Genomic DNA, 26,358 nt, shown 5'->3' with positions numbered 1-26,358 from the left:
TTGGTGCACTCGACAGGATTCGAACCTGTGACCGCTCGGTTCGTAGCCGAGTACTCTATCCAGCTGAGCTACGAGTGCAGGTTGTGGTTTTATACCAGATCACAACTGGTTGAAGCCAAGTAATTTGCATTGCTGCAAACAACTCTTAAATGGTGCACTCGACAGGATTCGAACCTGTGACCGCTCGGTTCGTAGCCGAGTACTCTATCCAGCTGAGCTACGAGTGCATTTGTTGCCGCGCATTATAGGTCGTCGAATCTTTTTGTAAAGCGCTTTTTTCCAGTAATTTCAACAACTTACGGATGAAGCCAGATTGCGTCGCACTAAATAAATAATGGCGGAGAACGGGGGATTCGAACCCCCGACACCCTTTTGAGGTGTACTCCCTTAGCAGGGGAGCGCCTTCGGCCACTCGGCCAGCTCTCCGCAACACGGGGCGTATATTAACCACCTTCATCCCCGTTTGCAAACATAAAAAACGATAAAAATTAATGGCTTGGTTCGTCGTCCTTCTCTTTCTTGATACGCAGGTAAATTTCCTCCCGGTGCACAGCGACCTCTTTCGGGGCGTTCACGCCAATACGCACTTGATTTCCTTTGACGCCGAGCACGGTCACGGTGATTTCGCCATCACCAATAATCAGGCTTTCTGCGCACCGACGAGTCAGAATCAGCATACCTTTCTCCTCACGCAATTCAGTAAAGGGACAACAGTCTGCAAAAAAAAGGCATTGGACCGACAACCGGAACGGTCGCAGCCTACAGGCCTAAGTATTGACCAGCGCGCGCAAAAGAACAGTTTTGGGACGCGCCATTCAAAAAAACAAAGGGCGCGGTATAACCGCGCCCTCAAGGCAACGCTTACTCGCCCTGTCGGGCAGCTGCGTCGAGTTCGAAAGCCGTGTGCAGGGCGCGCACGGCCAGCTCCAGGTACTTCTCTTCAATCACTACGGAAACCTTGATTTCCGAAGTAGAGATCATCTGGATGTTGATGCTTTCCTTGGCCAGGGATTCGAACATGCGGCTGGCCACGCCTGCGTGGGAGCGCATGCCGACACCAACGATCGAAACCTTGGCGATCTTGGTGTCCCCTACCACTTCCCGGGCACCGATCTCGCCAGCGGTCTTGTTCAATACAGCTTCAGCGGCCTGGTAGTCGTTGCGGTGTACGGTGAAGGTGAAGTCGGTGGTGTTATCGTGCGCGACGTTCTGCACGATCATGTCGACTTCGATGTTCGCGGCACTGATCGGGCCGAGAATCTTGAACGCCACGCCGGGGGTGTCTGGCACGCCACGGATGGTCAGCTTGGCTTCATCGCGGTTGAAAGCGATGCCGGAAATGATCGGCTGTTCCATGGATTCCTCTTCATCAATAGTAATGAGGGTGCCCGGACCCTCTTTGAAGCTGTGCAGAACGCGCAGCGGAACGTTGTACTTGCCAGCGAATTCGACCGCCCGGATCTGCAGCACCTTGGAACCGAGGCTGGCCATTTCCAGCATCTCTTCAAAGGTGATCTTGTCCAGGCGCTGAGCCACAGGCACTACCCGTGGGTCAGTGGTGTAGACACCATCCACATCGGTGTAGATCTGGCATTCGTCAGCCTTGAGGGCTGCCGCCAGTGCTACGCCAGTGGTGTCGGAACCGCCACGGCCGAGGGTGGTGATGTTGCCCTGCTCGTCCACGCCCTGGAAACCGGCGACAACCACAACGCGGCCCGCCTTCAGGTCGCCGCGAATTTTCTGATCGTCGATCTGCAGAATACGCGCTTTGTTGTGCGCGCTGTCTGTCAGGATACGCACCTGATTACCGGTGTAGGACACCGCTGGCACGCCACGCTTGATCAGCGCCATGGCCAGCAAGGCAATGGTCACCTGCTCGCCGGTGGAAACGATCACATCCAGTTCACGGGGAACCGGTTGCTGGTCGCCGCTGATTTGCTTGGCCAGATCGATCAGACGGTTGGTCTCGCCGCTCATTGCCGACAGCACAACCACCAGGTCATCGCCCGACTCACGGAACTTCTTAACCTTGTCGGCGACCTGTTCGATTCTCTCGACAGTGCCGACCGAGGTGCCTCCAAATTTCTGTACGATCAAAGCCATTTCAAAGCCGCCTCTGCCCATGAAGGGCGCCCAATAATCAATCAACAGCGACCGGGCCCGCCACTAGACTGCAAGCCCGGGACGCTGCCTTAAATACCCTGCTCTACAAATGCAACGGTCTGGGCCAGTGCCGCGTCCAGTGCGCCGGCGTCGGTACCGCCGCCTTGCGCCATGTCCGGACGACCACCGCCCTTGCCGCCCACTGCCGCAGCGGCCTGCTTCATCAAATCACCGGCTTTGAGTTGGCCAGTCAGGTCCTTGGTCACGCCCGCGACGAGAACGACCTTTTCCTCATGGACACCGCCGAGCAGGATCACTGCGCGGCCGAGTTTGTTTTTCAGTTGATCGACCAGCCCCAACAGAGCCTTGCCGTCCTGGCCGTCGAGACGCACAGCCAGCACTTTCACGCCCTTGACGTCCACGGCCTGGGCCGACAGATCGTCGCCCGCGGCGCTGGCAGCCTTGGCCTGCAACTGCTCGAGTTGCTTTTCCAGCAGACGGTTGCGCTCCAGCACAGCCGACAGCTTGTCGATCAGGTTGTCACGGCTGCCCTTGATCAGGCTCGCCGCTTCCTTGAGTTGTTCTTCAGCCGCGTTGAGGTACGCCAGGGCCGCAGCGCCGGTGACCGCTTCGATACGGCGTACACCAGACGCCACGCCGCCTTCGCTGATGATTTTCATCAGACCGATGTCGCCGGTGCGGTTGGCATGAATGCCACCGCACAGCTCAACGGAGAAGTCGCCCATGCTCAGCACGCGCACGCTGTCACCGTACTTCTCGCCGAACAGCGCCATCGCGCCTTTCTGTTTGGCGGTCTCGATGTCGGTTTCTTCGGTTTCTACCGGGGAGTTCTTGCGAATCTCGGTATTGACGATGTCTTCCAGCGCCTTGAGTTGCTCAGGCTTGATGGCTTCGAAATGGCTGAAGTCAAAGCGCAGGCGCTGACTGTCGACCAACGAACCTTTCTGCTGGACATGGTCACCCAGTACCTGGCGCAACGCCGCGTGCAGCAAGTGCGTCGCGGAGTGGTTCAGCGACGTGGCGTGACGAACCTCGGCATCGACATGAGCGGCCACCGGGGCTGCGATCATCAGGCTACCCGAAGCCAAAACGCCGTGGTGCAGGAACGCCCCGCCGGTCTTGGTGGTGTCGCGCACATCGAAGCGCGAGCTACCGGCCTGCAGATAACCGCTGTCGCCGATCTGGCCGCCGGATTCAGCGTAGAACGGCGTCTTGTCCAGCACGATCACGCCTTCCTGGCCCTCGCTCAGGATGTCGACCGACTGTCCGTCCTTATAAATAGCCACGATCTTGGCCGAACCGGTGGTGCCGGCATAACCGGTGAATTCGGTGGCGACGTCAACCTTGACCAGGCTGTTGTAGTCCATGCCGAAGGAGCTGGCGGAACGCGCGCGCACCCGCTGGGCTTCCATCTCGCGCTCGAAACCGGCCTCGTCGAGGGTCAGGTTGCGTTCGCGGGCGATGTCGCCGGTCAGGTCCATCGGGAAGCCGTAGGTGTCGTACAACTTGAACACCACGTCACCCGGGACTACGTTGCCCTTGAGCTCGGCCAAGTCCTGCTCGAGGATCTTCAAGCCTTGCTCCAAGGTCTTGGCGAATTGCTCTTCTTCAGCCTTGAGCACACGTTCGATGTGAGCCTGCTGGGATTTGAGCTCCGGGAAGGCTTCGCCCATCTCGGCCGCCAGTGCCGCGACGATCTGGTAGAAGAAGCTGCCCTTGGCGCCCAGCTTGTTACCGTGGCGGCAGGCACGACGGATGATGCGGCGCAGCACATAACCGCGGCCTTCGTTGGACGGCAACACACCGTCGGCAATCAGGAAGCCGCAGGAACGGATATGGTCGGCCACCACTTTCAGCGAAGCCTGGTTGTCGTTGGTGCAACCGATGGCCTTGGCGGACGCGCTCAGCAGGCTCTGGAACAGGTCGATTTCGTAGTTGGAGTGAACGTGCTGCAACACCGCACTGATTCGCTCCAGGCCCATGCCGGTGTCGACCGACGGCGCAGGCAGCGGATGCAACACGCCATCGGCGGTGCGGTTGAACTGCATGAACACGTTGTTCCAGATCTCGATGTAGCGGTCGCCGTCTTCTTCCGGCGAGCCTGGTGGGCCGCCCCAGATGTCGGCGCCGTGATCGTAGAAAATCTCGGTGCACGGGCCACACGGGCCGGTATCGCCCATGGTCCAGAAGTTATCGGACGCGTAAGGCGCGCCTTTGTTGTCGCCAATGCGCACCATGCGCTCAGCCGGGACACCGACCTCTTTGGTCCAGATGTCATAGGCTTCGTCATCGGTGGCGTAGACCGTTACCCAGAGCTTTTCCTTGGGCAGGTTCAGCCACTTGTCGGAGGTCAGGAAGGTCCAGGCGAAGGTGATGGCGTCGCGCTTGAAATAGTCGCCGAAGCTGAAGTTACCCAGCATTTCGAAGAAGGTGTGGTGACGGGCGGTATAGCCGACGTTTTCCAGGTCGTTGTGCTTACCGCCGGCGCGCACGCATTTCTGGCTGCTCACCGCACGGGTGTAGGCACGTTTTTCCTGGCCCAGGAAGCAGTCCTTGAATTGGTTCATCCCCGCGTTGGTGAACAGCAGGGTCGGGTCGTTGCCCGGAATCAAAGAGCTGGAGGCTACTCGGGTGTGGCCTTGCTCTTCGAAGAAGCGAAGGAAGGCTTCACGGATTTCTGCGCTTTTCATTAGGTTCTTCCACGGAGGCTGCGGCCAAAGGCCTGTGCAAAACGTCAACAGACGAAGCAACGGCAAAGGGCCGCATTATATCGGCCCTTCGCGTGGGGTACAGCGTGTTTATGCGATAGAAACGCTCAATTGGCGCGCTTGACGGGTCAGTGGCGGGAAAAATCGACGAAAGTGGCGATCACTTGGTCGATTTGCGCCCCGCTCACGTCCATGTGCGTCACCATTCGCAGGCGTGGCGCCGCGCTGAGCTTGACGCCCCGTTCATCGGCAAATGCCTTGATCGCCTCGGCCCGCTCGCCCATTTGCACGTAGACCATGTTGGTCTGCACCGGCTCGACCTCGTAACCCGCCGCCCGCAAACCCTCGGCGAGCCGCTGGGCATTGGCATGGTCATCGGCCAGGCGCTGGACCTGATGTTCCAAGGCATACAACCCCGCCGCCGCGAGGATCCCGGCTTGGCGCATACCGCCGCCGACCATCTTGCGCAACCGCCGCGCCTTGCCGATCAACTCGGCGCTGCCGCACAGGACCGAGCCAATCGGTGCGCCAAGGCCTTTGGATAGGCACACCGAGACCGAATCGAAATATTGCGTGATCTGCCGAGCATCGACGTTCAGCTTGATGGCGGCGTTGTACAGCCGCGCGCCGTCCAGGTGCAGGGCCAGGCCCTGCTCCTGGGTGAAACGCCGGGCCTGGGCCAGGTAATCGAGCGGCAACACCTTGCCCTGCATGGTGTTTTCCAGGGCCAGCAGACGAGTGCGGGCAAAATGAAAGTCATCGGGTTTGATCGCCGCCGCGACATGCGCCAGGTCCAGGGAGCCGTCCGCCTGTACCTCAAGGGGCTGGGGCTGGATCGAACCGAGTACAGCCGCGCCGCCACCTTCGTATTTGTAGGTGTGGGCCTGCTGGCCGACGATGTATTCGTCACCGCGCTCGCAGTGGGCCATCAACCCCAATAGGTTACTCATGGTACCCGTAGGCACGAACAGCGCCGCCGCGAACCCCAGACGCCCAGCCAGTTCGGCTTCGAGGCGATTGACGGTCGGATCTTCGCCGTAGACATCGTCGCCGGTAGGCGCGCTGGCCATGGCGTCGAGCATGCCGGCGGAAGGTTGGGTGACGGTGTCGCTGCGAAGATCGATAACGCTCATGAATCTGGCCTCGGGTGCGGGTGAGGGGAATTCCCTTTCGAAGGTCAATTACTGCGGTCATGGCGACGATTAATCAAGGCCAGTCGAAGGAAAAGATCACCTGCACCTGAAGATCACACATAACCCCTGTGGGAGCGAGCAAGCTCGCTCCCACAGGGGTTATGTGTTAAAAATCTTCCGCCGCCAAAAACCATGGCGGCAAAACGTTCTCAGGGCGGGGTGTAATTCCCCACCGGCGGTAATTGCACGCAAGGTGCATAGCCCGCGAGCGCTTGGCGATACACGGCTTTGGCGGTGTAGCGGCAAGGTCAGCAGACCCGGTGTGATCCCGGGGCCGACGGTCATAGTCCGGATGAAGAGAGAACGGGATCGACACCCAAGGGCCGACTGCGACTGTCTGTGCGCGGCGTACCCTCGAATCCCCTTCGATTCATGACGCCCTGTTTTTCACACAAACAGGAACCAGAACATGCAACCCACTGCAATCGACAGCAAAAGCAAAAGTCATCCGGGCGAGCGCGTTGCGTTCATCCAGGCCTGCTGGCACAAGGAAATCGTCGACCAGAGCCGTAAAGGCTTCGTCGCGGAAATGATCAGCCAGGGGTATCAGGAAAGCGACATCGATTTCTTCGAAGTCGGCGGCGCCTTTGAAATCCCGCTGCACGCCAAGCTGCTGGCCAAGTCAGGCCGTTACGCCGGCATCGTCGCTGCCGGCCTGGTGGTGGATGGCGGCATCTACCGTCACGAATTCGTCGCCCAGTCGGTGATCAGCGGCCTGATGCAGGTTCAGTTGGAAACCGAAGTGCCGGTGTTCTCGGTCGTGCTCACCCCCCATCACTTCCATGCTGGGGAAGAGCATCAGAAGTTCTTCTTCGAGCATTTTGTGCACAAGGGCCAGGAAGCGGCGAAGACCTGTGCCGATACGCTGCACAAGACCCGGGCGTTGCGGCGTAGTGAGCAGCGGGCGGTAGCGGTTTAAAAGCTGCAAAAAAACTGTGGGAGCGAGCTTGCTCGCTCCCACATTTGTTTTGTGGGGACTTCAGATCAGGTTTTCGTCAGTCGCCGGCACGATCAGGATTCCCGCCCGCAAGCCATTCTTGACCTTGGGGTTCGGAAAAATGATCCGGGCACCCTCTTCTTCAATCACCCAGCGTGTCTGGGCGATGTCTTCGGCCAGCACATAGCCTTTGGCCAACTCCGAGAAGTTTTCAACGCTCGCCGGCAGATTCAGGCGGAAGCTGTCGCTGTGCTTGATGATTTCCCGCGCCACGCTGAACAGCTGCAGACCATCGAGCCCCTCATCCATTTCAGGTTCGCTGCCTTCGATGATCTGTTGCAGGCGGGTTTCCAGCAGGCTGACGTTGACGCCGTCGTTCTGCCCGAACGGCCGGGCCTTGCCCAGTTCCAGTGTGAAGGACTCGGCGCCGAGCTGGTCGTAGGTATAGGCACTGAACACAATGGACGGTTTGTTCTGCAGCAGCACCGCTTCCATGCCGGCGGCGCGCAGGCGTGCCAGTTCACGGCGTGAATGCTGGCGGCCTTCTTTCCACGGGTAGAGGGCGAACTGCTCGATCTTCGAACCGCGAATGGCAGTGTGCAGGTCGTAATGCAGGCGGCTGCGTTCTGGCCGGCTGAAGAAACTCGCGGCCAACCGCTCCAACTCACAGGCCCGCAGCGCCTCGACACCACCGCTCAGCTCATGGCGACCATTGAACAGCCGGTTGACGTCCTGTTCGACGAAACGCTCCCCGCGCCGAATGGCCTCGGGGTTGCCGAACAGAAACAGAATGCGTGCCCGAGGCTTCAAATCGCCTCGGGCAATGTCATGCAGCAAGCGGTCGAGCAATTCGATGGGCGCGGTTTCGTTACCGTGGATACCGGCCGACAACAGCAGGTCCAAGCCGTTATCCCGGGCTTCGGGCGGTTTGACCTCCAGCGCGCCCTCACTCAACCAGCGCATCCGTACGCCTTCGACAGTCAGTTGAGTCTTCTCCGCCGGTTCACGGCCAGCGAGGGTCAGTTCAAGCAGTTTGCCGAGGGCGAGCATAGCGCGGTTTCCTTAATGGTCGTGGCCGCAATCCGGGCCATGGACATGGTCATCGTCGCCGACGTCCGCCGGTTCCATTTCCAGTTGCAGGCTGACCAGGTTGGTCGCCAATGGACGCAACAACAGGTTGGCGTATTCCTCATCCCCTTCTTCGACATCGACGCCAATCAACAGCTGGCCGCGGCCGTCCTGCTGGATCCACAACTCCTTGCCTTGCCACATCACCGCGACGCGGGTGCAGGAGGTTTCCAGTTGGGTGCCGTCGGTGTCTTCAAGGATCAGCTGCAGGGTATCGCTCATGTTTTAACGTTCTCGTCTGGGGATAAGGCAACGCGCCCTGCTTTGACTGTAGTCAGGTCGCGCGCGCTTTCAATTGATCTGGAAAGGATAAACCGCGCCAAGTTTAAGGATTTGTGTCAGTTCATCCAGTGCCGCACGGCACTCGAGCAACAACTGCGGGTCCGCCAGATCGTTTTCGGCCATGCGGTCGCGGTAGTGCCGCTCGACCCATTGGGTCAGCGAATCGTACAACGGCGCGGTCATGATAACCCCTGGGTTGACGGCCGCCAGCTCGGTTTCATTCAGGGCCACGCGCAACCTCAGGCACGCCGGGCCGCCACCGTTCTGCATGCTCTGCTTGAGGTCAAAGACCTTCACCTCGCGAATCACCCCGCCGGAGCCCGTCAGGCCTTGCAGGTATTGCCAGACGCGCTCGTTGCTGCGGCACTCTTCCGGGACGATCAACAGCATCGAGCCGTCGGGACGCGACAGCAACTGGCTATTGAACAGGTAGGAACGCACGGCGTCATCGACCGTCACCGCCGAACGCGGTACACACACCGACTGAAATTTCCCACCGACTTTGGCGAGTTTGCTGCTCAGCTCGGCCAGCATCTTGTCGGTCTCGAGGAACGCATCCTCGTGATAGAACAGCACTTCGCCGTTGCCCACCGCGATCACGTCGTTGTGGAACACACCCTGGTCGATCACCGACGGGTTCTGTTGGGCGTACACCACGCCCTCTTCCCTCAACCCATGCAGACGGGCAACGGCCTGGGAGGCTTCCAGGGTCTGGCGCGCCGGGTATTTCTGCGGTGCGGGGTAACGGGTGTCGAAAGCACTGCGACCGAAGACGAAGAATTCGACACCGGCCTCGCCGTAGGCGCGGCAGAAACGGGTGTGGTTGGCCGCGCCTTCGTCGCCGAACTGCGCCACCGCCGGCAATGCGGCGTGATGGGCGAAGTGTTGCTGGTTGGCGAACATCGCCCCCAGCACGCGACTGGTGGTCGGGTGTTCGATACTGCGGTGGTATTTGCAGTTCAGGTTGGCGGCGGTGAAATGCACGCGACCGTCAGCGGTATCAGCACTCGGGCTGACGGTGGCGGCGTTGGCCACCCACATGCTGGAGGCCGAGCAACTGGCGACCAGCAGCGGCATCGCTTCTTTCGCGGCCTGCTGGATGACCTGGGCATCGCTGCCGGCAAAACCCAACCGACGCAAGGCCGCCACGTCCGGGCGCTCCTGTGGCGCCAGCACCCCTTGCTGGAAACCCATGTCCATCAGCGCTTTCATTTTCGCCAGGCCCTGCAACGCCGCTTCCTTGGGGTTGGAGGACTGCTGGCTGTTGCTCTGGGACGCGACGTTGCCGTACGAGAGCCCGCCGTAGTTATGGGTCGGCCCCACTAGACCGTCAAAGTTGACTTCATAGGATTTCATCAGCGAGGCTCCACGAGAATCTGTTTTTTTATAGGCATCAAGTAACGGTTCATCGAACACCGCGGCGCGGCTATCGCGGGCAAGCCTTGCCCCACAGGTTTTGCATAACGCCTGTGGGAGCAAGGCTTGCCCGCGATGGCGGTCTCAAGACATGCGCACGCCGGGGGTCAGGGCAGCCGGCATGGCAAGGCTCGGAGTTTCCAGGGAAGCCACCGGGTACGCGCAATAATCTGCCGCGTAATAGGCACTGGCGCGGTGGTTGCCCGAAGCGCCGACACCGCCGAACGGTGCGCTGCTGGCAGCCCCCGTCAGTTGTTTGTTCCAGTTGACGATACCGGCACGACTCTCCAGCCAGAACTGCTGGTAACGCGCTTCGGAGTCCGACAGCAAACCGGCGGCCAGGCCATATTGAGTATTGTTGGCCTCGGCGATCGCCGCTGGGAAATCCGTGTAGCGAATCACCTGCAGCAGCGGCCCGAACAGCTCCTCGTCAGGACGCTCGGCCACCGCCGTCACGTCGAGGATACCCGGCGTCAGCAATGCCGCCTGGGCCTGGGGTTGGGTCATGGCCAACAGCGGCACGGCGCCCAGGCCCAACAAATGGTTCTGCGCGTCCATCAGCGCCTTCGCCGCGGCCAGGGAAATCACCGAGCCCATGAAAGGCGCCGGTTGCTGGTCGAAGGCTCCCACCTCGAGGGTCGAGCTGACCGCCACCAGGCGCGCCAGCAAGGCATCGCCCCACGCACCTTCCGGCACCAGCAGGCGGCGCGCACAGGTGCAGCGCTGGCCGGCAGAAATGAACGCGGACTGGATAATGGTGTAGACCGCCGCATCGACGTCCGCTACCTCATCCACCACCAGCGGGTTGTTACCGCCCATTTCCAGCGCCAGGATCTTGTCCGGGCGTCCGGAGAACTGTTGATGCAAGAGATTGCCGGTGCGGCTGGAGCCAGTGAAAAACAGCCCGTCGATCCCCGGGTTCGCCGCCAGGGCGATACCGGTTTCCCGCGCGCCTTGCAGCAGGTTCAGCACGCCCGCTGGCAGGCCGGCCTCGACCCAGCACTTGACCGTCAGTTCGGCGACTTTCGGCGTCAGCTCGCTCGGCTTGAACAGCACGCTGTTGCCGGCCAGCAGGGCGGGCACGATGTGGCCGTTGGGCAAGTGGCCGGGGAAGTTGTAGGGGCCAAATACCGCCACCACGCCGTGAGGCTTGTGGCGCAGCACGGCGGTGGCGTCGCCCAGGGGGCCGCTCTTCTCGCCGGTCCGCTCACGGTAACTCTGCACCGAAATGGCGATTTTGTTGACCATGGTGGTGACTTCAGTGGCTGCTTCCCACAACGGTTTGCCGGTTTCTTCACCGATGCACTGGGCCAGTTCGTCAGCATGGCTTTTCAGGGTCGCGGCAAAAGCCTCCAGTACCTGGATGCGCTCATCCAGCGTGCGCCGAGCCCAGTCCGGAAACGCCTGGCGCGCGGCCTGCACCGCCGACTCCACTTGCGCAGCCGTGGCGCCCTTGCCCGACCACAGCACCTGCTGCGTCACCGGGTTCAACGACTCAAAAACGTCGCCCTGGCCTTCCAGCCAACTTCCTGCGATGTACAGCGAATTCATTATTTCGACTCCCGAGCAGCAGACAACGCGACGGCACGCACCTGATCGCCGGCGTTGAGTTGAAGACGTTTGGCGGTCAGCGGATCGACTACCAGGGTGCCCGCAGCCAAGCGCGCTGGTGCAGCCGTGATACGGCAGTCCTCGCGCTTACGGTTATGAATGATGAATGGCGTGGCGTCATCACCCGGCGTGCCGATGGCCAGCACCAGCGCCTGGCTGTCGCGAATCGCGCGGATTTTGCCAGTTTCGCATTCCACCGCCGGGCCGGCGTCGAAGATGTCGACGTAACCCTGGTAGCTGAAGCCTTCACTCTTGAGCATCGACAACGCAGGTTCGGTGTCAGGATGAACCTGGCCGATCACCGCACGGGCGTCCTCGGACAGGAAACAGGTGTACAGCGGGAACTTGGGCATCAGCTCGGCGATGAACGCCTTGTTGCCCACGCCGGTCAGGTAATCGGCCTGGCTGAATTCCATCTTGAAGAAGTGCCGGCCCAGGCTTTCCCAGAACGGCGAACGACCGTTGTCGTCAGACATGCCGCGCATCTCGGCGATGATCTTGTTGCCGAACAACTGCGGGAATTCAGCAATGAACAACAGCCGCGCCTTGGCCAGCATCCGGCCATTGAGGCCGCTACGGAAGTCGGCGTGCAGGAACAGCGAACACAGCTCGGAATTGCCGGTCAGGTCGTTGGCCAAAAACAGCGTCGGGATTTCCCGGTAGATATTCAGTTCCTGGGAGGCGCTGACCGTCAGGCCGACCCGGAAGTTGTACCAAGGCTCACGCAGCCCCACGGCACCGGCGATGGCGGAAATGCCCACCACGCGACCGTCATCGTCTTCGAGCACGAACAGGTAGTCCGCGTCACCGCGCCCGGCTTCGCCGCGAAAGGTCTTCTCGGCCCAGCCGACCCGATGGGCCAGACGCTCTTCGTTGGCCGGCAAGGTGGTCAAGCCAGTGCCAGTGCTGCGGGCCAGGGCGATCAGAGCGGGTAAATCGCTGCTGCGTACGGGACGAACGATCATGCTATCTCCTCAAACGGGCCGCTTGCGCCACCCGCGAAACTCAGCTGTAAGGCGTTAAACCGCCACCAGGCGCACGCTGGCACCTTCACCAACGCCCAAGGCCTCGGCCGCTTCCATGTCCAATGTCACAGGTTTGCCCGGCGCGTAGTCGAGCTCGAGCAGCACGGCGCGGTAGTCCTGCAACTGGGCATTGGCCACCAGGTATTGGCGGCCGGCGCCCTTGACCGGTTCGCCGATCTTGACCGGCACCACGCGGCTCTGGGCAATCGAGCGGATTCCCGAGACACGCGCATGCAAGGTCGGGCCACCGTCAAAGATGTCGATGTAATGATCGGTCTCGAAGCCTTCGCGCATCAGGATGTCGAAGGTGATCTGCGCCCGCGGATGAACCTGGCCCATGGCTTCCTGGGCAGCGTCCGGCAACAGCGGCACGTAGATCGGGTAATGCGGCATCAGCTCGGCGAGGAAGGTGCGGCTTTTCAGCCCGCACAGACGCTCGGCGGCAGCGTAGTTGAGGTCGAAGAAATTACGGCCGATAGCGTCCCAGAACGGCGAGTCGCCATTCTCGTCGCTGTAGCCAACGATCTCGGTCACCACCGAATCGGCGAACCGCTCCGGATGGCTGGCGACGAACAACAGGCGCCCGCGAGAATTGAGTTCCGACCATGGCGAGCCGACCAACTCTGGAACCACATAGAAACTGGTCAGCAGGCTGTTACCGGTCAAGTCGTGGCACTGGGAGAGCACGTGGATCTTGTTGTGGATCTTCAGCTCACGGGAGGCGTGGACGAAGGTCTCGTTGCGAAAGCTGTAGAACGGCTCGGAATAACCGGCCGACGCGACGATGGCCGAGCAGCCGGCCAGTTTGCCGGTCGCGGTGTCTTCAAGGACGAAGAAATAGCTTTCCTCGCCGTTGAAGCTGACTTCGGCGGCAAACGAGGCTTCGCTCGCGGCGATCTTGTCGCTCAAGCGTTCCACGTCATCCGGCAAGGAAGTGACACCGATCGGACTGTCCGCAGCCAGACGCTGTACCTCGCCCAGATCCGCCATTTGCGCGGGGCGCATCACCAGCATGGTGTCACTCCTTAACTTGAAATAAAGGGTTCGACCGTTGGGTCGACAAAGAGAAAAAATACCGTACCTGCCTCCCTGTTGACTCAAATATGGGAGCAGGTTTGTGGGAGCAAAGCTTGCTCGCGATGCAGGCAATGAGTTCTACCTGCAAGGCCGAGGCGATCCGTCGCGAGGAAGCTTTGATCCCACAAAAGCCCGGCTCCACATTGGAGCCGGTACAGTCTGTAAACAATCAGGCCTGAGTCAGCTTCGCCGCAGCCCGTTCGAAGCGGTCCAGGCCGGCATCGATGTCAGCATCTTCCACCACCAGGCTCGGGGCGAAGCGAATCACGTCCGGACCGGCTTGCAGGATCATCAGGCCTTCCTGTTCAGCGGCGTTGAAAATGTCCTTGGCCTTGCCTTTCCAGGCGTCGTTCAGCACGCAGCCAATCAGCAGGCCCAAACCACGCACCTGGGTGAACAGGCCGTACTTCTCGCCGATCTGTTCCAGACGCGCCTTGAACTTCTCGTGCTTGGCTTTGACACCGCCGAGCACTTCAGGGGTATTGACCACATCGATCACCGCTTCAGCCACCGCGCAGGCCAGCGGGTTGCCGCCGTAAGTGGTGCCGTGGGTGCCGACGACCAGGTGCTTGGCCAGCGCTTCGGTGGTGAGCATCGCCGCGATCGGGAAACCGCCGCCCAGGCTCTTGGCGCTGGTGAGGATGTCCGGGATCACGCCGTAGTGCATGTAGGCGAACAGGTGGCCGCTGCGACCCATGCCGGTCTGCACTTCGTCGAACACCAGCAGCGCGTCGTGGGCATCGCACAGGTCGCGGGCACCTTGCAGGTAAGCCTGTTCAGCCGGCAGCACGCCGCCCTCACCCTGGATCGGCTCCAGCACCACGGCGCAGGTCTTGTCCGAGATAGCTGCTTTCAAAGCCGCCAGGTCGTTGTAAGGAACGTGGGTGATGCCGGTAATTTTAGGACCGAAACCGTCGGAGTACTTCGACTGCCCGCCGACGTTGACGGTGAACAGGGTGCGACCGTGGAAACTGTTGAGCGCGGCGATGATTTCGTATTTTTCGCTGCCGAAACGATCGAACGCGACACGACGGGCCAGCTTGAAGGCGGCCTCGTTGGCTTCAGCGCCGGAGTTGCAGAAAAACGCGCGCTCGGCAAAGGTGGCGTTGACCAGCTTATGGGCCAGGCGCAGGGCCGGCTCATTGGTGAAGACGTTGGACACGTGCCACAGCTTGTTGGCCTGCTCGGTCAGTGCACCGACCAGCGCCGGGTGGGCATGGCCCAGTACGTTGACTGCGATACCGCCGGCGAAGTCGATCAACTCACGACCGGACTGGTCCCACACGCGGGAACCGGCGCCACGCACAGGAATGAAGGCAGCAGGTGCATAGTTGGGAACCATCACCTGGTCGAAATCGGCGCGTTGTACCGCGGCTTGCTCAACGGACATCGGAGTCTCCTGAAGAGGAACGCCCGCCTGAAACTGGCGAGCGATGAGAGGATTGTAAGGACAGTTTTCAGCCCGGCCTTGCCGCCAAGCGACAACTTCTTATAGCGCCAACCCACGTTTTTCGCGGGTTTACGGCAATGCGACAAATAGCGTCGCAAAGGCGCAGTTTAAACGTTGGCAGCGGATTTGAGGCGCCCGCCTCGAGATTTGATTCAGACGCTTCCCCCTTGCCAGGCACAACACTTGTGGCGAGGGGATTTATCTGTGGGAGCAAAGCTTGCTCGCGATGAACGATAACTCGGTTAGCCTGCACAAACGTGGCGCCTGCATCGCGGGCAAGCCTTGCTCCCACAGGCCCTGCTCCCACAGACCCACTCACCACAAGGCGGCTGTGCCAGCCTTAGCCCCGCTCGGACGGCACCGACGACAGTTCGAACGGGCTGCTGCTGCGCCGCTGGTTCCGATCTTCTCGCGGCGTGGCGCCGAAGAAGTTGCGGTAGGCGCTGGAGAAGTGTGGCCCCGAGGAGAAACCGCAAGAGAGGCCGATCTGGATGATGGATTTGCTGGTCTGCATCAGCATCTGCCGGGCCTTGTTCAGGCGCAGTTCCAGGTAGTACTGGCTCGGCACACGATTGAGGTACTGCTTGAAGATTCGCTCCAACTGCCGACGGGACACGCACACATGCTGGGCGATTTCGTCAGTGGTCAGCGGTTCTTCGATGTTGGCCTCCATCAACAGCACGGCCTGGGTGAGCTTCGGATGGCTGGAGCCAAGACGGTTCTGCAACGGGATACGCTGGCGCTCGCCACCCTCGCGGATGCGCTCGACCACCAGTTCTTCCGACACCGCACCGGCCAGTTCCGCGCCATGATCGCGAGCCAGCACCGCCAGCAACAGGTCAAGCACCGACATGCCGCCGCACGCGCTCAGGCGATCACGGTCCCAGTCGAACAGATGGCTGGTGGCGATGACCTTGGGAAAGCGTTCGGAGAAGTCGTCCTGCCAGCGCCAATGCACGGCGGCACGGTAGCCGTCGAGCAAACCCAGTTGAGCCAAGGGATAGACCCCGGCGGACAAACCGCCAATCACACAACCGGCCCGCACCAGTTGCTTGAGGGCGCTACTCAGGGGTGAGGCCAGCGCGGTCGGCGGCTCATCGGCCAGCAGGAACAGCTTCTGGAAGCCTTCGAGCTTGCCGACCCAGGGTTCACCCGGCAATTGCCAGGCGCCCTCAGCGGGCGGTTCGGCCTGCAAGAACGACAGTTCGTAGACAACATCCGGATGCACCCGCTGAGCAACACGCAAGGCCTCCTCGGCCAGCGCCAGCGTCAAGGCTTTAGTGCTGGGCCAAATCAGGAAACCAATTCGATGGGCAGTCATGGCGGGCAATCCGAAGCGAAAACAGTGTTAAAGCCGAAAGCGGCTGCAACCAAATTAGACCATCTGGCGCGCGGCGCGCAGCATGACCCAAATCAGGTGCGTAACGGGAGCGATTACTTGAGGCTGCCCGAAAGAAATTGTTGCAGGCGCTCCGATTGCGGATTGACCAGCACTTCGCGTGGGTTGCCGCTTTCTTCGACGATGCCTTTGTGCAGGAACACCAGCTGGTTCGAGACTTCGCGGGCAAAGCCCATTTCGTGAGTCACCACCACCATGGTCCGGCCTTCCAGGGCCAGGGCCTGCATCACTTTGAGCACGTCACCCACCAGCTCCGGGTCGAGGGCCGACGTCGGCTCATCGAACAGCATCACCTCAGGCTCCACCGCCAGCGCCCGGGCAATCGCCACGCGCTGTTGTTCGCCGCCGGACATGTGGCCCGGGTAGGCGTCCTTGCGATGCGCCACGCCGACCTTGTTCAGGTAATACTCAGCCTTTTCGCGAGCCTCGGCCTTGGCCACGCCCAGCACATGCACCGGCGCTTCCATGATGTTTTCCAGCGCGGTCATGTGGGACCACAGGTTGAAATGCTGGAACACCATCGACAATCGCGAACGCATGCGCTGCAGTTGTTTGGCGTCCGCAGCCTTCAAGGCGCCGTCCTTGCCGGCCACCAGCTTCAGCTCTTCGTTGTTGAGCAGAATCTTGCCGGCATGGGGTTGCTCAAGCAGGTTGATGCAACGCAGGAAAGTACTTTTGCCCGAGCCACTGGAGCCGATGATGCTGATCACATCGCCGGCGGCGGCTTTCAGGGACACGCCCTTGAGCACTTCGTGACTGCCATAGCGTTTATGCAGGTCTTGGACTTCAAGCTTGTACATGCGGTCGGTTCTCACAAAACGTCAGTCGTTGAGCAGTCGATCGGATCGATGCGTTATCAGTGCTTGCGCGGGGCCAGGTAACCCAGCCAGCGGCGTTCGGCCAGTTTGAACAGGCGCACCAGGATGAAGGTCAGGCACAGGTAGAAAACGCCGGCCGTGATGTAAGCCTCGAACGGCAAGTAGTACTGCGCATTCACCGTGCGCGCGGCACCGGTGATGTCGATCAGGGTCACGATGGACGCCAGACTGGTGGTCTGCAGCATCATGATCACTTCGTTGCTGTATTGCGGCAGCGCCCGGCGCAAGGCCGACGGCAGCAGGATCCGGCGATACAGCTTGTAACGCGACATGCCCATGGCCTTGGCCGCTTCGATCTCACCGTTAGGCGTGGCCCGCAGGCTGCCGGCGATGATTTCGGCGGTGTAGGCGCTGGTGTTGATGGCAAAGGCCAGGCACGCACAGAAGGTCGCGCTCGACAGCCACGGCCAGAGGAAACTCTCGCGCACGGCTTCGAACTGCGCCAGCCCGTAGTAGATCAAGAACAGCTGCACCAGCATCGGCGTGCCGCGAATCACGTAGGTGTAGAGCCACGCCGTCATGTTGACGACCGGCTGTTTGGACACCCGCATCAGCCCCAGGGGCAGCGCCGCCAGCAGACCGAAAAACAGCGACAGCGCCAGCAGCTTCAAGGTGGTCAGCAGGCCACTGAAGTACAGCGGCAGGGCTTCATAAATGACGTTGTAGTCGAAGATCATAGATCAGCCGCCCTTACGCCTACCGAGTAGCGCTTCTCAAGGTGACGCAATGCCAGCAACGAGACACTGGTGATCACCAGGTACATCGCCGCCACTGCCAGGAAGAAGGTGAAAGGCTCGCGAGTGGCATCCGCCGCCTGCTTGGCCTTGAACATCATGTCTTGCAGGCCCACCACCGAAATCAGCGCCGTAGCCTTGGTCAACACCAGCCAGTTGTTGGTGAAGCCCGGAATCGCCAGCCGGATCATCTGCGGCACCAGCACCCGGAAAAACACCTGGAACCCGTTCATGCCGTACGCCATGCCCGCCTCGGCCTGCCCCTTGGGGATCGCCATGAACGCACCGCGAAAGGTTTCCGACAGGTACGCACCGAAGATGAAACCCAGGGTGCCGATACCGGCCGCCAACGGGTTCAGGTCGATGTAATCGTCATAACCGAGCATCGGTGCTACGCGGTTGAGCAGGTCCTGGCCGCCGTAGAAAATCAGCAGGATCAGCACCAGATCGGGAATGCCCCGAATGACCGTGGAATACAGGTCACCCAGCCACGCCAGCCAACGCACCGGCGAGAGGCGCAACGCGACCCCGATCAGCCCCAGGACAATGGCCAGGGCCATGGACGACAAGGCGAGCTGAAGCGTCAACCATGCGCCATCGAGGATGACAGCCCCGTAGCCTTTCAACATGATTCAGGTCCTCGAAAGTGGGATGAAAAAATGGCGCAAACCGCAGAGATCCTGTTGCTTGCGCCATTTCGCACGAGTGGCGGGACGTCGTTACTTGCCGTAGATGTCGAAGGCGAAGTACTTGTCCTGGATTTGCTTGTATTTGCCGTTCTCGCGAATAGCGGCAATCGCGCTGCTGATCTTGTCTTTCAGCGCATCACCTTTGCGAACCGCGATACCAATACCGTCGCCGAAGTATTTCTCATCGGTGAAGGCCGGGCCGACGAACGCAAAGCCTTTGCCGGCGTCGGTTTTCAGGAAACCGTCATCCAACAGCGTAGCGTCTGCCACGGTACCATCGAGACGGCCGGCGGCTACATCCAGGTAGATCTCGTTCTGCGAACCGTACGGCTTGATCTCGGCACCCAGCGGGGCCAGGACTTCACGGGCGAAACGCTCGTGGATCGAACCGCGCTGCACGCCGATGTTCTTGCCCTTGAGCTCGGCCAGGCCGTCGCTGACCTGGGTACCGGCCTTCATCACCAGACGCGCCGGGGTGTTGTAGTACTTGTTGGTGAAATCAACGGATTTCTTGCGATCTTCAGTGATCGACATGGACGACAGGATCGCGTCGATCTTGCGGACCTTGAGCGCCGGGATCAGGCCGTCGAATTCCTGCTCGACCCACACACACTTGACCTTCATCTCTTCACACAGCGCATTGCCGATGTCGTAGTCGAAACCGACGATGCTGCCATCCGGGGCTTTCGAGGCAAACGGAGGGTACGCCGCTTCGATACCGATCTTCAGAGGCTTCTCATCGGCGAATGTCGGCAGGGACAGCACGGACAGTGCCAGGGCGCCAAGCAGCACAAGTTTCTTCATCTTGGAACTCCATCGGTAAAGGGCGAAAACGGCAGAGTGAGCAACAGCCCAATATGCGAATGGGTGGAACGAACTTTGGTGCTGCGTCCTAGGAAGCCCACGTTTTATTCAACGCGAGCCACGACGAGCGAGTGATCGGCATTCTAACGACAGGTCCGAAGCCGATATTTCTTCAATGCGACAACAAATTACAGAAGCACCGAGAAAGCTGTTCAAGCACATTGACAGCCCCGCAAATTCATGCAAGAGCAAAAGAAGGGAAACCGATCTATGCTGCAAATAGCGGGCCCATTATTCGCAAACCCTTCTAATCCGGCAAGCACAGCGTGTCGGCTTATTTCCTGAGGGGTAGGCAAAGGCCCTGAAACGGGGCTTTGCGTTTCCCGCCGCCCCGTTGTGGCGCCTTTGGTTACACATTTCGAAACACGGGTAACGTTCGGAAGCGTCCTGCTTTGAAGGTCGATATTTATTCGCCGACTGCTCCAGGCGCGCTGAGTTGTGGGAGCAAAGCTTGCTCGCAATCCAAGCGCCTCGGTTTCTGAAGGACCGCATCGCCTGCATCGCGGGCAAGCCTGGTTCCCACAAATCGGGGATAAATCCCCTCTCCACAGGGATCCACGCCGGACGCATAAAAAAGCCCCACCCGGCAAATACCGGGCGGGGCTTTCGGTGTTACACGCTGCCGTCAGGCAACATTCATGGTCTTGTGCGTCTCGATCAGATGCGCCACCACACCCGGGTCGGCCAGGGTGGAGATATCACCCAACCCATCGTATTCCGCCGTGGCGATCTTGCGCAGGATGCGGCGCATGATCTTGCCGGAACGGGTTTTCGGCAGGCCCGGGGCCCACTGGATAACATCCGGCGAGGCAATCGGACCGATCTCCTTGCGCACCCAGTTCTTCAGCTCCAGGCGCAGGGCTTCGCTGGTTTCCTCGCCAGCATTCAAGGTGACGTAGACATAGATGCCCTGCCCCTTGATGTCGTGCGGCACACCAACCACCGCCGCTTCGGCGACTTTCGGGTGGGCGACCATGGCGCTTTCGATCTCGGCCGTGCCCATGCGGTGGCCGGACACGTTGAGCACGTCATCCACTCGACCGGTGATCCAGTAGTAACCGTCTTCGTCACGACGCGCACCGTCACCGGTGAAATACATGCCGCTGAAAGTCTTGAAATAGGTGTCGACAAACCGATCGTGGTCGCCGTACAGCGTCCGCGCCTGGCCTGGCCAAGAATCGAGGATCACCAGGTTGCCTTCGGCAGCGCCTTCCACCAGGTTACCGAGGTTGTCCACCAGCGCCGGCACCACACCAAAGAACGGACGCGTGGCCGAACCCGGTTTCAACGCCGTAGCACCTGGCAACGGGCTGATCAGCACGCCACCGGTTTCGGTCTGCCACCAGGTGTCGACGATCGGGCAACGCTCCTTGCCAACATTCTTGTAGTACCAGCCCCAGGCTTCCGGGTTGATCGGCTCGCCCACCGAACCCAACAGGCGCAGGCTGCTGCCATCGGCGCCTTCGACGGCGGCGGTGCCCGAAGCCATCATCGCGCGGATGGCGGTCGGCGCGGTGTAGAGGATGTTGACCTTGTGCTTGTCGATGACCTTGGCCACCCGGGTAATGTCCGGATAGTTCGGCACGCCTTCGAACAGCAGCGTGGTCGCGCCATTGGCCAGCGGGCCGTAGACGATATAGCTATGGCCGGTGACCCAACCCACGTCAGCGGTGCACCAGTAGACTTCGCCAGGCTTGTAGTCGAACACCCGCTCATGGGTCAGCGCCGCGTACAGCAAGTAGCCGGCCGTGGTGTGCTGCACACCCTTGGGCTTGCCGGTGGAGCCGGAGGTGTAGAGGATGAACAGCGCTTCCTCGGCACCCATTTCCTTCGGCGCGCAAACGGTGCCGGCCACTTTCATCAGGTCTTCGTACCAGATGTCACGGTGCTGGTTCCACTTGATACCGCCACCGGTGCGCTTGCACACGATGACCTTCTGGATGCTGCTGGTTTCCGGGTTGGTCAACGCGTCATCGACGTTGGCCTTGAGCGGGATCTTCTTGCCGGCGCGAACGCCTTCGTCGGCGGTGATCACCACTTTGGATTTGCAATCGATGATCCGTCCGGCCAGTGCTTCAGGCGAGAAACCGCCGAACACCACCGAGTGAATCGCGCCGATCCGGGCACAGGCCAGCATGGCGACCACGGCCTCGGGGATCATCGGCATGTAGATCGTCACCACGTCGCCGCGATGCACGTCCTGGCCGCGCAGGGCATTGGCGAACTTGCAGACTTCTTCATGCAGCTCGCGGTAGGTGATGTTGCGGCTCTCGGCAGGGTCGTCGCCCTCCCAGATGATCGCAATCTGATCACCGCGCTCGGCCAGGTGACGGTCGAGGCAATTGTAGGAAACGTTCAAGGTGCCATCGGCAAACCACTTGATATCGACATGGTGATCATCGAAGGACGTCTGCTTCACCGTGGTGAAAGGCTTGATCCAGTCGAGACGCTTGGCCTGCTCGCGCCAGAAGCCATCCGGGTTGACCACCGACTGCTGATACATGGCCTTATAGGTCGCCTCGTCAGTCAACGTGTTAGCCGCAACCTCGGGACGAACGGGATACAGAGAAGCCGCACTCATGTTTCTTACCTCGGTGACATAGTTGTTTTTGTATGGTCCCGTTGTAGCCCGGGGCGGGCCTATAGAACCATTCGACGATGGTAGTAACAAGTCCCTACAAAATGTCGGTACTAACGTGCAAGGCCCTGCCAGCGGCCATTTCCCCGTGGGAGTGAGCCTGCTAGCGATAGCAGTGTGTCAATCAACAGTGCTACTGGCTGATCTGACGCCATCGCGAGCAAGCTCGCTCCCACAGGGATCTCCAATAAAACGAAAATCCCATACACACCACAGACCCATTGTGGGAGCGAGCTTGCTCGCGATGGCGGCGGCAAATCCAACATAGATGCAACAGACAACACCCGCCACCTGCCGCGATTATTACCAGATCAACCAACAGTGTTTATCAAAACCCGGTCTTTTTGCGATTAACCCCACCCCCTAAAATCCACCTCGCCAACCGGCAAACACGATTAACGCAACACAGCCCCCACGAAGGCCGTTAATCCAACCTCCAAAACCAAGCTCCACACGCAACCCCAAAAAGGTTGCGTGACCCCACTCGACCTCAAGAAAGGTGAATCAGATGAAAGCTTTATGGGTTCCAGTCCTCGTCGGCCTTTGCGCCAGCGCGATGGCAGACGAAGCCCCGGCCGATGTCGCCCAGCAAAAACCCGCCATTGAGGAGTACACCTACTCCACCCACCTGGACATCGCCAAAGTCATCTCCATGAGCGAGATCCCCAATGTCTGCGAAGTGGTCCCGGCGAAGATGGAATACGACGACTCCAAGGGCCAACGCCACATCCTGCGCTACAGCGTCATGGGCAACGGCTGCTCCAACGGCTGATCGACCTTTAACCCCATCGGGAGCAACCACCATGAAAACCCCACTGATCCTCGCCCTGACCCTGTCCGTACTGGCCGCCAACACCTTCGCCGCCGACGGTTTCGATCGCACCGGTTCCGCGGTCGCTGAAGACGGCTACGACCGCACCGGTTCTGCTACCGTCGCACAAGACGGCTACGACCGTACCGGCTCCGCTACCGTCGCGGAAGATGGCTACGATCAAACCGGTTCGGCCCGCATCGGCTGATCATTACTGGCATTTTCCACGGCCCGGTTTCGATCGGGCCTGGTTGTGTCTGGAACCGCTTAAAACCCTCCACAAACACAACATGTAGTGCAAAACCGCAAAAAACGCTGGTTTTTTGATCAAAAAAAACCGCCATGCGATCCATGCAAAAAAAATCTTCAGCGGCCAAAGCCTTGTAAACCCTCGCTCCCACGCGGATATGCCACCCGCCAGCCCCTGCGTGGGCTATTTCGCCGCACCACGTAGGCAAAAAAGTCCTTATAATGCCGCCTTAAACGGGCCTGCAATATTCCCTTACAGGGAATCACGCCAGCCTGAAGCCACGCAGGGCCAATCACCGCCCAGCGTTCACAGCCGCTTCAGCATGACCCGTACATTTTTCTGTTTGTTGCCTGCGTCAGCTGCAAGAAACGATTTTTCCAAGATCCACCGTGGCCAGTAGGGCCCTCATCGGGCATCTGGCCCTCACGCAGGAGACGACACGTCATGCTGAGCTGGGACGAATTCGACAAAGAAGACGGCGAAGTCGCTGTAAAAGGCGCCAACGCCGGCCACGCTTCTGAAGCCAACATGGACCGCCTCGACAGCGCCGGCGGTGCCGCCGCCCTCGAAGCCCGGGCCGTGACGGCCAGCGACTCGGCCGCGATCATTCGCGCCAAGGCCGCCCTCGACAAACTCGACGTCGCCGAAGGCCTCGCCGAACTCGAAGGCGCCTCCGCCCGTGTCGCCGTCGATGAAAAGCGCATGATCAACTGCCGCGCCGACCTCAACCAGCTCGTGCCGTTCAAATACGACTGGGCCTGGCAGAAGTACCTGGACGGCTGCGCAAACCACTGGATGCCGCAAGAAGTCAACATGACCGCCGACATCGCCCTCTGGAAAGACCCGGAAGGCCTGACCGACGACGAGCGCCGCATCGTGATGCGCAACCTGGGCTTCTTCTCCACCGCCGACTCCCTGGTTGCCAACAACCTGGTCCTGGCCGTGTACCGCCTGATCACCAACCCGGAATGCCGCCAGTACATCCTGCGCCAGGCCTTCGAAGAGGCGATCCACACCCACGCCTACCAGTACTGCATCGAATCACTGGCCATGGATGAAGGCGAGATCTTCAACATGTACCACGAGATCCCATCGGTCGCGAAAAAAGCCGCCTGGGGCCTGAAATACACCCGTTCGATCTCCGATCCGAAGTTCGAAACCGGCACCCCGGAAACCGATAAAGAGTTGCTGCGCAACCTGATCGCCTACTACTGCGTCCTGGAAGGCATCTTCTTCTACTGCGGCTTCACCCAGATCCTCTCCATGGGCCGCCGCAACAAAATGACCGGCGTCGCCGAGCAGTTCCAATACATCCTGCGCGACGAATCCATGCACCTGAACTTCGGCATCGACGTGATCAACCAGATCAAAATCGAAAACCCGCACTTGTGGGATGCCGAGATGAAGGAAGAAGCGACCCAGATGATCCTGCAAGGGACTCAGCTGGAGATCGAATACGCCCGCGACACCATGCCTCGCGGCGTGCTGGGCATGAACGCGGCGATGATGGAAGACTATCTGAAGTTCATCGCTAACCGTCGCCTGTCGCAGATTGGTCTGAAGGAAGAGTACCCAGGGACGACGAACCCGTTCCCTTGGATGAGCGAGATCATGGACTTGAAGAAAGAGAAGAACTTCTTTGAGACGCGGGTGATTGAGTATCAGACTGGCGGTGCGCTTAGCTGGGATTGATTCGAAAGAAAATCCTGGGCTGCACGCGTAACTAAGAACCCCGTGAAAACGGGGTTTTTTGTATTCTACGGAACCAAAACCGCGTTTAACTTCAGGACAGGTACGCTACCTCTGCCCTAGGAAAAACTCAGAATCGTTCCGTATTGACGCCGTATTGCCTCGTCGGATTTTTGCGAGGGTTTTGAGATTCAATCAGAAGCCGTCGTCCATTGTTCGGGCGGCGGTTTTTTGTTGGTGATATGGAATTTGGGGCTGCTCCGTAGCCCAGCGGTAGCAAGCTCCCTCGCCACAGGTTGGTGTCAGGGCGCAGGTGGGTGGCAGGTTTGATGGCCGGGTTGATTTTGGGAATCGCGAGCAAGCTCGCTTCCACAGGGGGTTTATGGCGTGTTGAAACTTTGGGTGCAGCCCGCCGCGTCCTTCGGTATTAATACACTTCCTCTCACGGACCCGAGCCCCGATGAAATTTGACACCGCCTACTGCCTCAGCCTCGATGCCAAGCTTTCGATCTATGACGTTCGAGATCTGAATTTCGACGAGACCATGGCATTCGATTCGGCCAAGGAGCGTTTTCAGTGCCCCAACGATGCCTGTCGGGCGGCGTTTGATGAGGAGAACCGGCTGACGACGTTCAACGCCAAGAACGTCAACTACATCCGCACGCCACATTTCAAGAATCAGCCAACGACCCAGCATATCGAGGGCTGTCCTTATGTCAGTCCGAAAACGCAGGGGTTGGGTGCGGAGGGTGTTGAGGCGGAAACGGATGACGACCGTGAAGAGCATTTTCCGTCGGAGCTGTTGCTGACTCGGCGTCAGTACGTGCGTAAGCCGTCCGAACTGTCAAAGGATGTTGAAGCGACTCGGCCTACGCCCCCCTCCGTCTCGTCCCACGGTGATAACACTCATTCCGCCCAGGACTCGACACCGGACAAGACCAGTGTCTTCGCCCACCCGGTGGAATGTTTCGTCTCGAATTTCGATAACAAGGACCTGCTCAAGCGCATGCCATTGAAGATTGGCGAGCACACGGCGCCCTATGGGTCGTTCTTCAAGAAGATCGAGTACCTGCTGGACAACAAGGGGTTGATTTACTGGGGCAAGATCAAGGAGATCAAGGATTACACCCAGAGCTTTCGCATCGATTTCGAAGCAAAGGTCTGGTTCAAACAGCCGGACGAGGAGAAGAAAAAGCCATACTCGGTCAACGTTTACCTGAGCAAGAAGCTGATCGACAACTACCGCAAGCGCAAAGCGTTTCTGGAAGAGATCAGGCACGCCGTCGACAGTGAGCGGGATTTGTATTGCTTCTTTTATGGCGTGACGCCGGAGTTGAAACAGGTGCCGAGCAAGAAGAACCCCGAGCAGACGTTCGGGGTGTTCAGTGCCAATATTGAGAATCTGGATCACTTCATTATTCGAGAGGCGCCAGGATTGACTGATCAGTAGTTACC

General features: G+C 59.9%; 22 protein-coding genes, 3 tRNA genes and 1 riboswitch. Of the genes, 5 read left to right on the top strand and 20 right to left on the bottom strand.

The window, feature by feature from the left end; genetic code table 11:
- Nucleotide 1 precedes the first annotated feature (1 nt).
- From ACWNZ1_RS16645 to ltaE, 7 genes are all read right to left on the bottom strand, one after another.
- Nucleotides 2-78 (bottom strand) — tRNA-Arg (locus ACWNZ1_RS16645).
- Nucleotides 79-150: 72 nt separating this feature from the next.
- A tRNA-Arg gene (locus ACWNZ1_RS16640) sits at nucleotides 151-227 on the bottom strand.
- Between the two features lie 108 nt (nucleotides 228-335).
- Nucleotides 336-426 (bottom strand) — tRNA-Ser (locus tag ACWNZ1_RS16635).
- A 62-nt stretch (nucleotides 427-488) separates the two neighbouring features.
- Entirely contained in the window at nucleotides 489-677 is a 189-nt protein-coding gene (gene csrA / locus ACWNZ1_RS16630; RefSeq protein WP_003178872.1) for a carbon storage regulator CsrA, read from the bottom strand.
- A 184-nt stretch (nucleotides 678-861) separates the two neighbouring features.
- On the bottom strand, nucleotides 862-2,103 hold the full coding sequence (locus tag ACWNZ1_RS16625; protein ID WP_135846798.1) for an aspartate kinase: 1,242 nt from the start codon (nucleotides 2,101-2,103) through the stop codon (nucleotides 862-864).
- Nucleotides 2,104-2,192: 89 nt separating this feature from the next.
- A complete protein-coding gene (gene alaS / locus ACWNZ1_RS16620; protein ID WP_135846799.1) occupies nucleotides 2,193-4,814 on the bottom strand; it encodes an alanine--tRNA ligase in 2,622 nt (873 codons plus the stop codon).
- A 146-nt stretch (nucleotides 4,815-4,960) separates the two neighbouring features.
- Nucleotides 4,961-5,965 carry a low-specificity L-threonine aldolase gene (gene ltaE / locus ACWNZ1_RS16615; protein WP_265072332.1) on the bottom strand — a complete coding sequence of 335 codons (1,005 nt, stop codon included), beginning with the start codon at nucleotides 5,963-5,965 and terminating at the stop codon, nucleotides 4,961-4,963.
- A 201-nt stretch (nucleotides 5,966-6,166) separates the two neighbouring features.
- Nucleotides 6,167-6,334, top strand: a riboswitch (FMN riboswitch).
- A 100-nt stretch (nucleotides 6,335-6,434) separates the two neighbouring features.
- Between ltaE and ACWNZ1_RS16610 the strand changes: the two genes are divergently transcribed.
- Entirely contained in the window at nucleotides 6,435-6,944 is a 510-nt protein-coding gene (locus ACWNZ1_RS16610) for a 6,7-dimethyl-8-ribityllumazine synthase (RefSeq protein ID WP_135846801.1), read from the top strand.
- Between the two features lie 60 nt (nucleotides 6,945-7,004).
- On the opposite strand, the gene astE is transcribed toward ACWNZ1_RS16610, so the two are convergent.
- The 13 genes from astE to acs all read right to left on the bottom strand — a co-directional run bounded on the left by astE (nucleotide 7,005) and on the right by acs (nucleotide 22,096).
- The gene (astE, locus tag ACWNZ1_RS16605) at nucleotides 7,005-8,012 is read right to left on the bottom strand and encodes a succinylglutamate desuccinylase (RefSeq protein WP_256453618.1); all 1,008 of its coding nucleotides are present in this window, start codon (nucleotides 8,010-8,012) and stop codon (nucleotides 7,005-7,007) included.
- 12 nt (nucleotides 8,013-8,024) lie between these two features.
- Entirely contained in the window at nucleotides 8,025-8,312 is a 288-nt protein-coding gene (locus ACWNZ1_RS16600) for a hypothetical protein (RefSeq protein WP_003178862.1), read from the bottom strand.
- A 69-nt stretch (nucleotides 8,313-8,381) separates the two neighbouring features.
- Complete coding sequence (gene astB / locus ACWNZ1_RS16595; protein WP_135846803.1) at nucleotides 8,382-9,728, bottom strand: N-succinylarginine dihydrolase; 1,347 nt, start codon at nucleotides 9,726-9,728, stop codon at nucleotides 8,382-8,384.
- Between the two features lie 144 nt (nucleotides 9,729-9,872).
- Complete coding sequence (gene astD / locus ACWNZ1_RS16590; RefSeq protein ID WP_456027762.1) at nucleotides 9,873-11,342, bottom strand: succinylglutamate-semialdehyde dehydrogenase; 1,470 nt, start codon at nucleotides 11,340-11,342, stop codon at nucleotides 9,873-9,875.
- Nucleotides 11,339-12,364, bottom strand: a complete 1,026-nt coding sequence (astA, locus tag ACWNZ1_RS16585) for an arginine N-succinyltransferase (protein WP_135846805.1) — start codon at nucleotides 12,362-12,364, stop codon at nucleotides 11,339-11,341. The genes astD and astA overlap by 4 nt, the downstream gene beginning before the upstream one ends.
- Nucleotides 12,365-12,418: 54 nt before the next feature.
- Nucleotides 12,419-13,438, bottom strand: a complete 1,020-nt coding sequence (gene aruF / locus ACWNZ1_RS16580; protein WP_003178851.1) for an arginine/ornithine succinyltransferase subunit alpha — start codon at nucleotides 13,436-13,438, stop codon at nucleotides 12,419-12,421.
- Between the two features lie 232 nt (nucleotides 13,439-13,670).
- Entirely contained in the window at nucleotides 13,671-14,891 is a 1,221-nt protein-coding gene (locus ACWNZ1_RS16575) for an aspartate aminotransferase family protein (protein ID WP_135846806.1), read from the bottom strand.
- Nucleotides 14,892-15,291: 400 nt separating this feature from the next.
- Entirely contained in the window at nucleotides 15,292-16,272 is a 981-nt protein-coding gene (gene argR / locus ACWNZ1_RS16570) for a transcriptional regulator ArgR (RefSeq protein ID WP_135846807.1), read from the bottom strand.
- A 113-nt stretch (nucleotides 16,273-16,385) separates the two neighbouring features.
- On the bottom strand, nucleotides 16,386-17,150 hold the full coding sequence (locus ACWNZ1_RS16565) for an ABC transporter ATP-binding protein (RefSeq protein WP_135846808.1): 765 nt from the start codon (nucleotides 17,148-17,150) through the stop codon (nucleotides 16,386-16,388).
- 56 nt (nucleotides 17,151-17,206) lie between these two features.
- Nucleotides 17,207-17,905, bottom strand: a complete 699-nt coding sequence (locus ACWNZ1_RS16560) for an ABC transporter permease (protein WP_135846809.1) — start codon at nucleotides 17,903-17,905, stop codon at nucleotides 17,207-17,209.
- The gene (locus ACWNZ1_RS16555) at nucleotides 17,902-18,591 is read right to left on the bottom strand and encodes an ABC transporter permease (RefSeq protein ID WP_003178836.1); all 690 of its coding nucleotides are present in this window, start codon (nucleotides 18,589-18,591) and stop codon (nucleotides 17,902-17,904) included. The genes ACWNZ1_RS16560 and ACWNZ1_RS16555 overlap by 4 nt, the downstream gene beginning before the upstream one ends.
- Before the next feature lie 90 nt (nucleotides 18,592-18,681).
- The gene (locus tag ACWNZ1_RS16550) at nucleotides 18,682-19,455 is read right to left on the bottom strand and encodes an ABC transporter substrate-binding protein (protein ID WP_135846811.1); all 774 of its coding nucleotides are present in this window, start codon (nucleotides 19,453-19,455) and stop codon (nucleotides 18,682-18,684) included.
- A gap of 685 nt (nucleotides 19,456-20,140) precedes the next feature.
- A complete protein-coding gene (gene acs, locus ACWNZ1_RS16545) occupies nucleotides 20,141-22,096 on the bottom strand; it encodes an acetate--CoA ligase (RefSeq protein ID WP_135846812.1) in 1,956 nt (651 codons plus the stop codon).
- Between the two features lie 565 nt (nucleotides 22,097-22,661).
- Between acs and ACWNZ1_RS16540 the strand changes: the two genes are divergently transcribed.
- The 4 genes from ACWNZ1_RS16540 to ACWNZ1_RS16525 all read left to right on the top strand — a co-directional run bounded on the left by ACWNZ1_RS16540 (nucleotide 22,662) and on the right by ACWNZ1_RS16525 (nucleotide 26,353).
- Nucleotides 22,662-22,925: a DUF2790 domain-containing protein gene (locus tag ACWNZ1_RS16540; RefSeq protein WP_135846813.1), complete on the top strand. Its 264-nt coding sequence runs from the start codon at nucleotides 22,662-22,664 to the stop codon at nucleotides 22,923-22,925.
- Between the two features lie 31 nt (nucleotides 22,926-22,956).
- Nucleotides 22,957-23,172, top strand: coding sequence for a hypothetical protein (locus ACWNZ1_RS16535; RefSeq protein ID WP_135846814.1), 216 nt, complete (start codon nucleotides 22,957-22,959; stop codon nucleotides 23,170-23,172).
- 486 nt (nucleotides 23,173-23,658) lie between these two features.
- Entirely contained in the window at nucleotides 23,659-24,906 is a 1,248-nt protein-coding gene (locus ACWNZ1_RS16530; protein ID WP_135846815.1) for a ribonucleotide-diphosphate reductase subunit beta, read from the top strand.
- Nucleotides 24,907-25,363: 457 nt separating this feature from the next.
- Nucleotides 25,364-26,353, top strand: a complete 990-nt coding sequence (locus ACWNZ1_RS16525) for a hypothetical protein (protein WP_135846816.1) — start codon at nucleotides 25,364-25,366, stop codon at nucleotides 26,351-26,353.
- The last annotated feature ends 5 nt before the right edge of the window (nucleotides 26,354-26,358 follow it).

Source organism: Pseudomonas sp. CFBP 5748, from assembly GCF_053850495.1.
The sequence above is the reverse complement of the archived record's forward strand: the minus strand, read 5'-3'. Positions and strand labels throughout refer to the sequence as shown.

What these genes read in the sequence shown, in the direction of transcription:
- csrA (WP_003178872.1), bottom strand. Translation starts at nt 677, where the DNA reads ATGCTGATTCTGACTCGTCGGTGCGCAGAAAGCCTGATTATTGGTGAT.
- ACWNZ1_RS16625 (WP_135846798.1), bottom strand. Translation starts at nt 2,103, where the DNA reads ATGGCTTTGATCGTACAGAAATTTGGAGGCACCTCGGTCGGCACTGTC.
- alaS (WP_135846799.1), bottom strand. Translation starts at nt 4,814, where the DNA reads ATGAAAAGCGCAGAAATCCGTGAAGCCTTCCTTCGCTTCTTCGAAGAG.
- ltaE (WP_265072332.1), bottom strand. Translation starts at nt 5,965, where the DNA reads ATGAGCGTTATCGATCTTCGCAGCGACACCGTCACCCAACCTTCCGCC.
- ACWNZ1_RS16610 (WP_135846801.1), top strand. Translation starts at nt 6,435, where the DNA reads ATGCAACCCACTGCAATCGACAGCAAAAGCAAAAGTCATCCGGGCGAG.
- astE (WP_256453618.1), bottom strand. Translation starts at nt 8,012, where the DNA reads ATGCTCGCCCTCGGCAAACTGCTTGAACTGACCCTCGCTGGCCGTGAA.
- ACWNZ1_RS16600 (WP_003178862.1), bottom strand. Translation starts at nt 8,312, where the DNA reads ATGAGCGATACCCTGCAGCTGATCCTTGAAGACACCGACGGCACCCAA.
- astB (WP_135846803.1), bottom strand. Translation starts at nt 9,728, where the DNA reads ATGAAATCCTATGAAGTCAACTTTGACGGTCTAGTGGGGCCGACCCAT.
- astA (WP_135846805.1), bottom strand. Translation starts at nt 12,364, where the DNA reads ATGATCGTTCGTCCCGTACGCAGCAGCGATTTACCCGCTCTGATCGCC.
- aruF (WP_003178851.1), bottom strand. Translation starts at nt 13,438, where the DNA reads ATGCTGGTGATGCGCCCCGCGCAAATGGCGGATCTGGGCGAGGTACAG.
- ACWNZ1_RS16575 (WP_135846806.1), bottom strand. Translation starts at nt 14,891, where the DNA reads ATGTCCGTTGAGCAAGCCGCGGTACAACGCGCCGATTTCGACCAGGTG.
- argR (WP_135846807.1), bottom strand. Translation starts at nt 16,272, where the DNA reads ATGACTGCCCATCGAATTGGTTTCCTGATTTGGCCCAGCACTAAAGCC.
- ACWNZ1_RS16565 (WP_135846808.1), bottom strand. Translation starts at nt 17,150, where the DNA reads ATGTACAAGCTTGAAGTCCAAGACCTGCATAAACGCTATGGCAGTCAC.
- ACWNZ1_RS16560 (WP_135846809.1), bottom strand. Translation starts at nt 17,905, where the DNA reads ATGATCTTCGACTACAACGTCATTTATGAAGCCCTGCCGCTGTACTTC.
- ACWNZ1_RS16555 (WP_003178836.1), bottom strand. Translation starts at nt 18,591, where the DNA reads ATGTTGAAAGGCTACGGGGCTGTCATCCTCGATGGCGCATGGTTGACG.
- ACWNZ1_RS16550 (WP_135846811.1), bottom strand. Translation starts at nt 19,455, where the DNA reads ATGAAGAAACTTGTGCTGCTTGGCGCCCTGGCACTGTCCGTGCTGTCC.
- acs (WP_135846812.1), bottom strand. Translation starts at nt 22,096, where the DNA reads ATGAGTGCGGCTTCTCTGTATCCCGTTCGTCCCGAGGTTGCGGCTAAC.
- ACWNZ1_RS16540 (WP_135846813.1), top strand. Translation starts at nt 22,662, where the DNA reads ATGAAAGCTTTATGGGTTCCAGTCCTCGTCGGCCTTTGCGCCAGCGCG.
- ACWNZ1_RS16535 (WP_135846814.1), top strand. Translation starts at nt 22,957, where the DNA reads ATGAAAACCCCACTGATCCTCGCCCTGACCCTGTCCGTACTGGCCGCC.
- ACWNZ1_RS16530 (WP_135846815.1), top strand. Translation starts at nt 23,659, where the DNA reads ATGCTGAGCTGGGACGAATTCGACAAAGAAGACGGCGAAGTCGCTGTA.
- ACWNZ1_RS16525 (WP_135846816.1), top strand. Translation starts at nt 25,364, where the DNA reads ATGAAATTTGACACCGCCTACTGCCTCAGCCTCGATGCCAAGCTTTCG.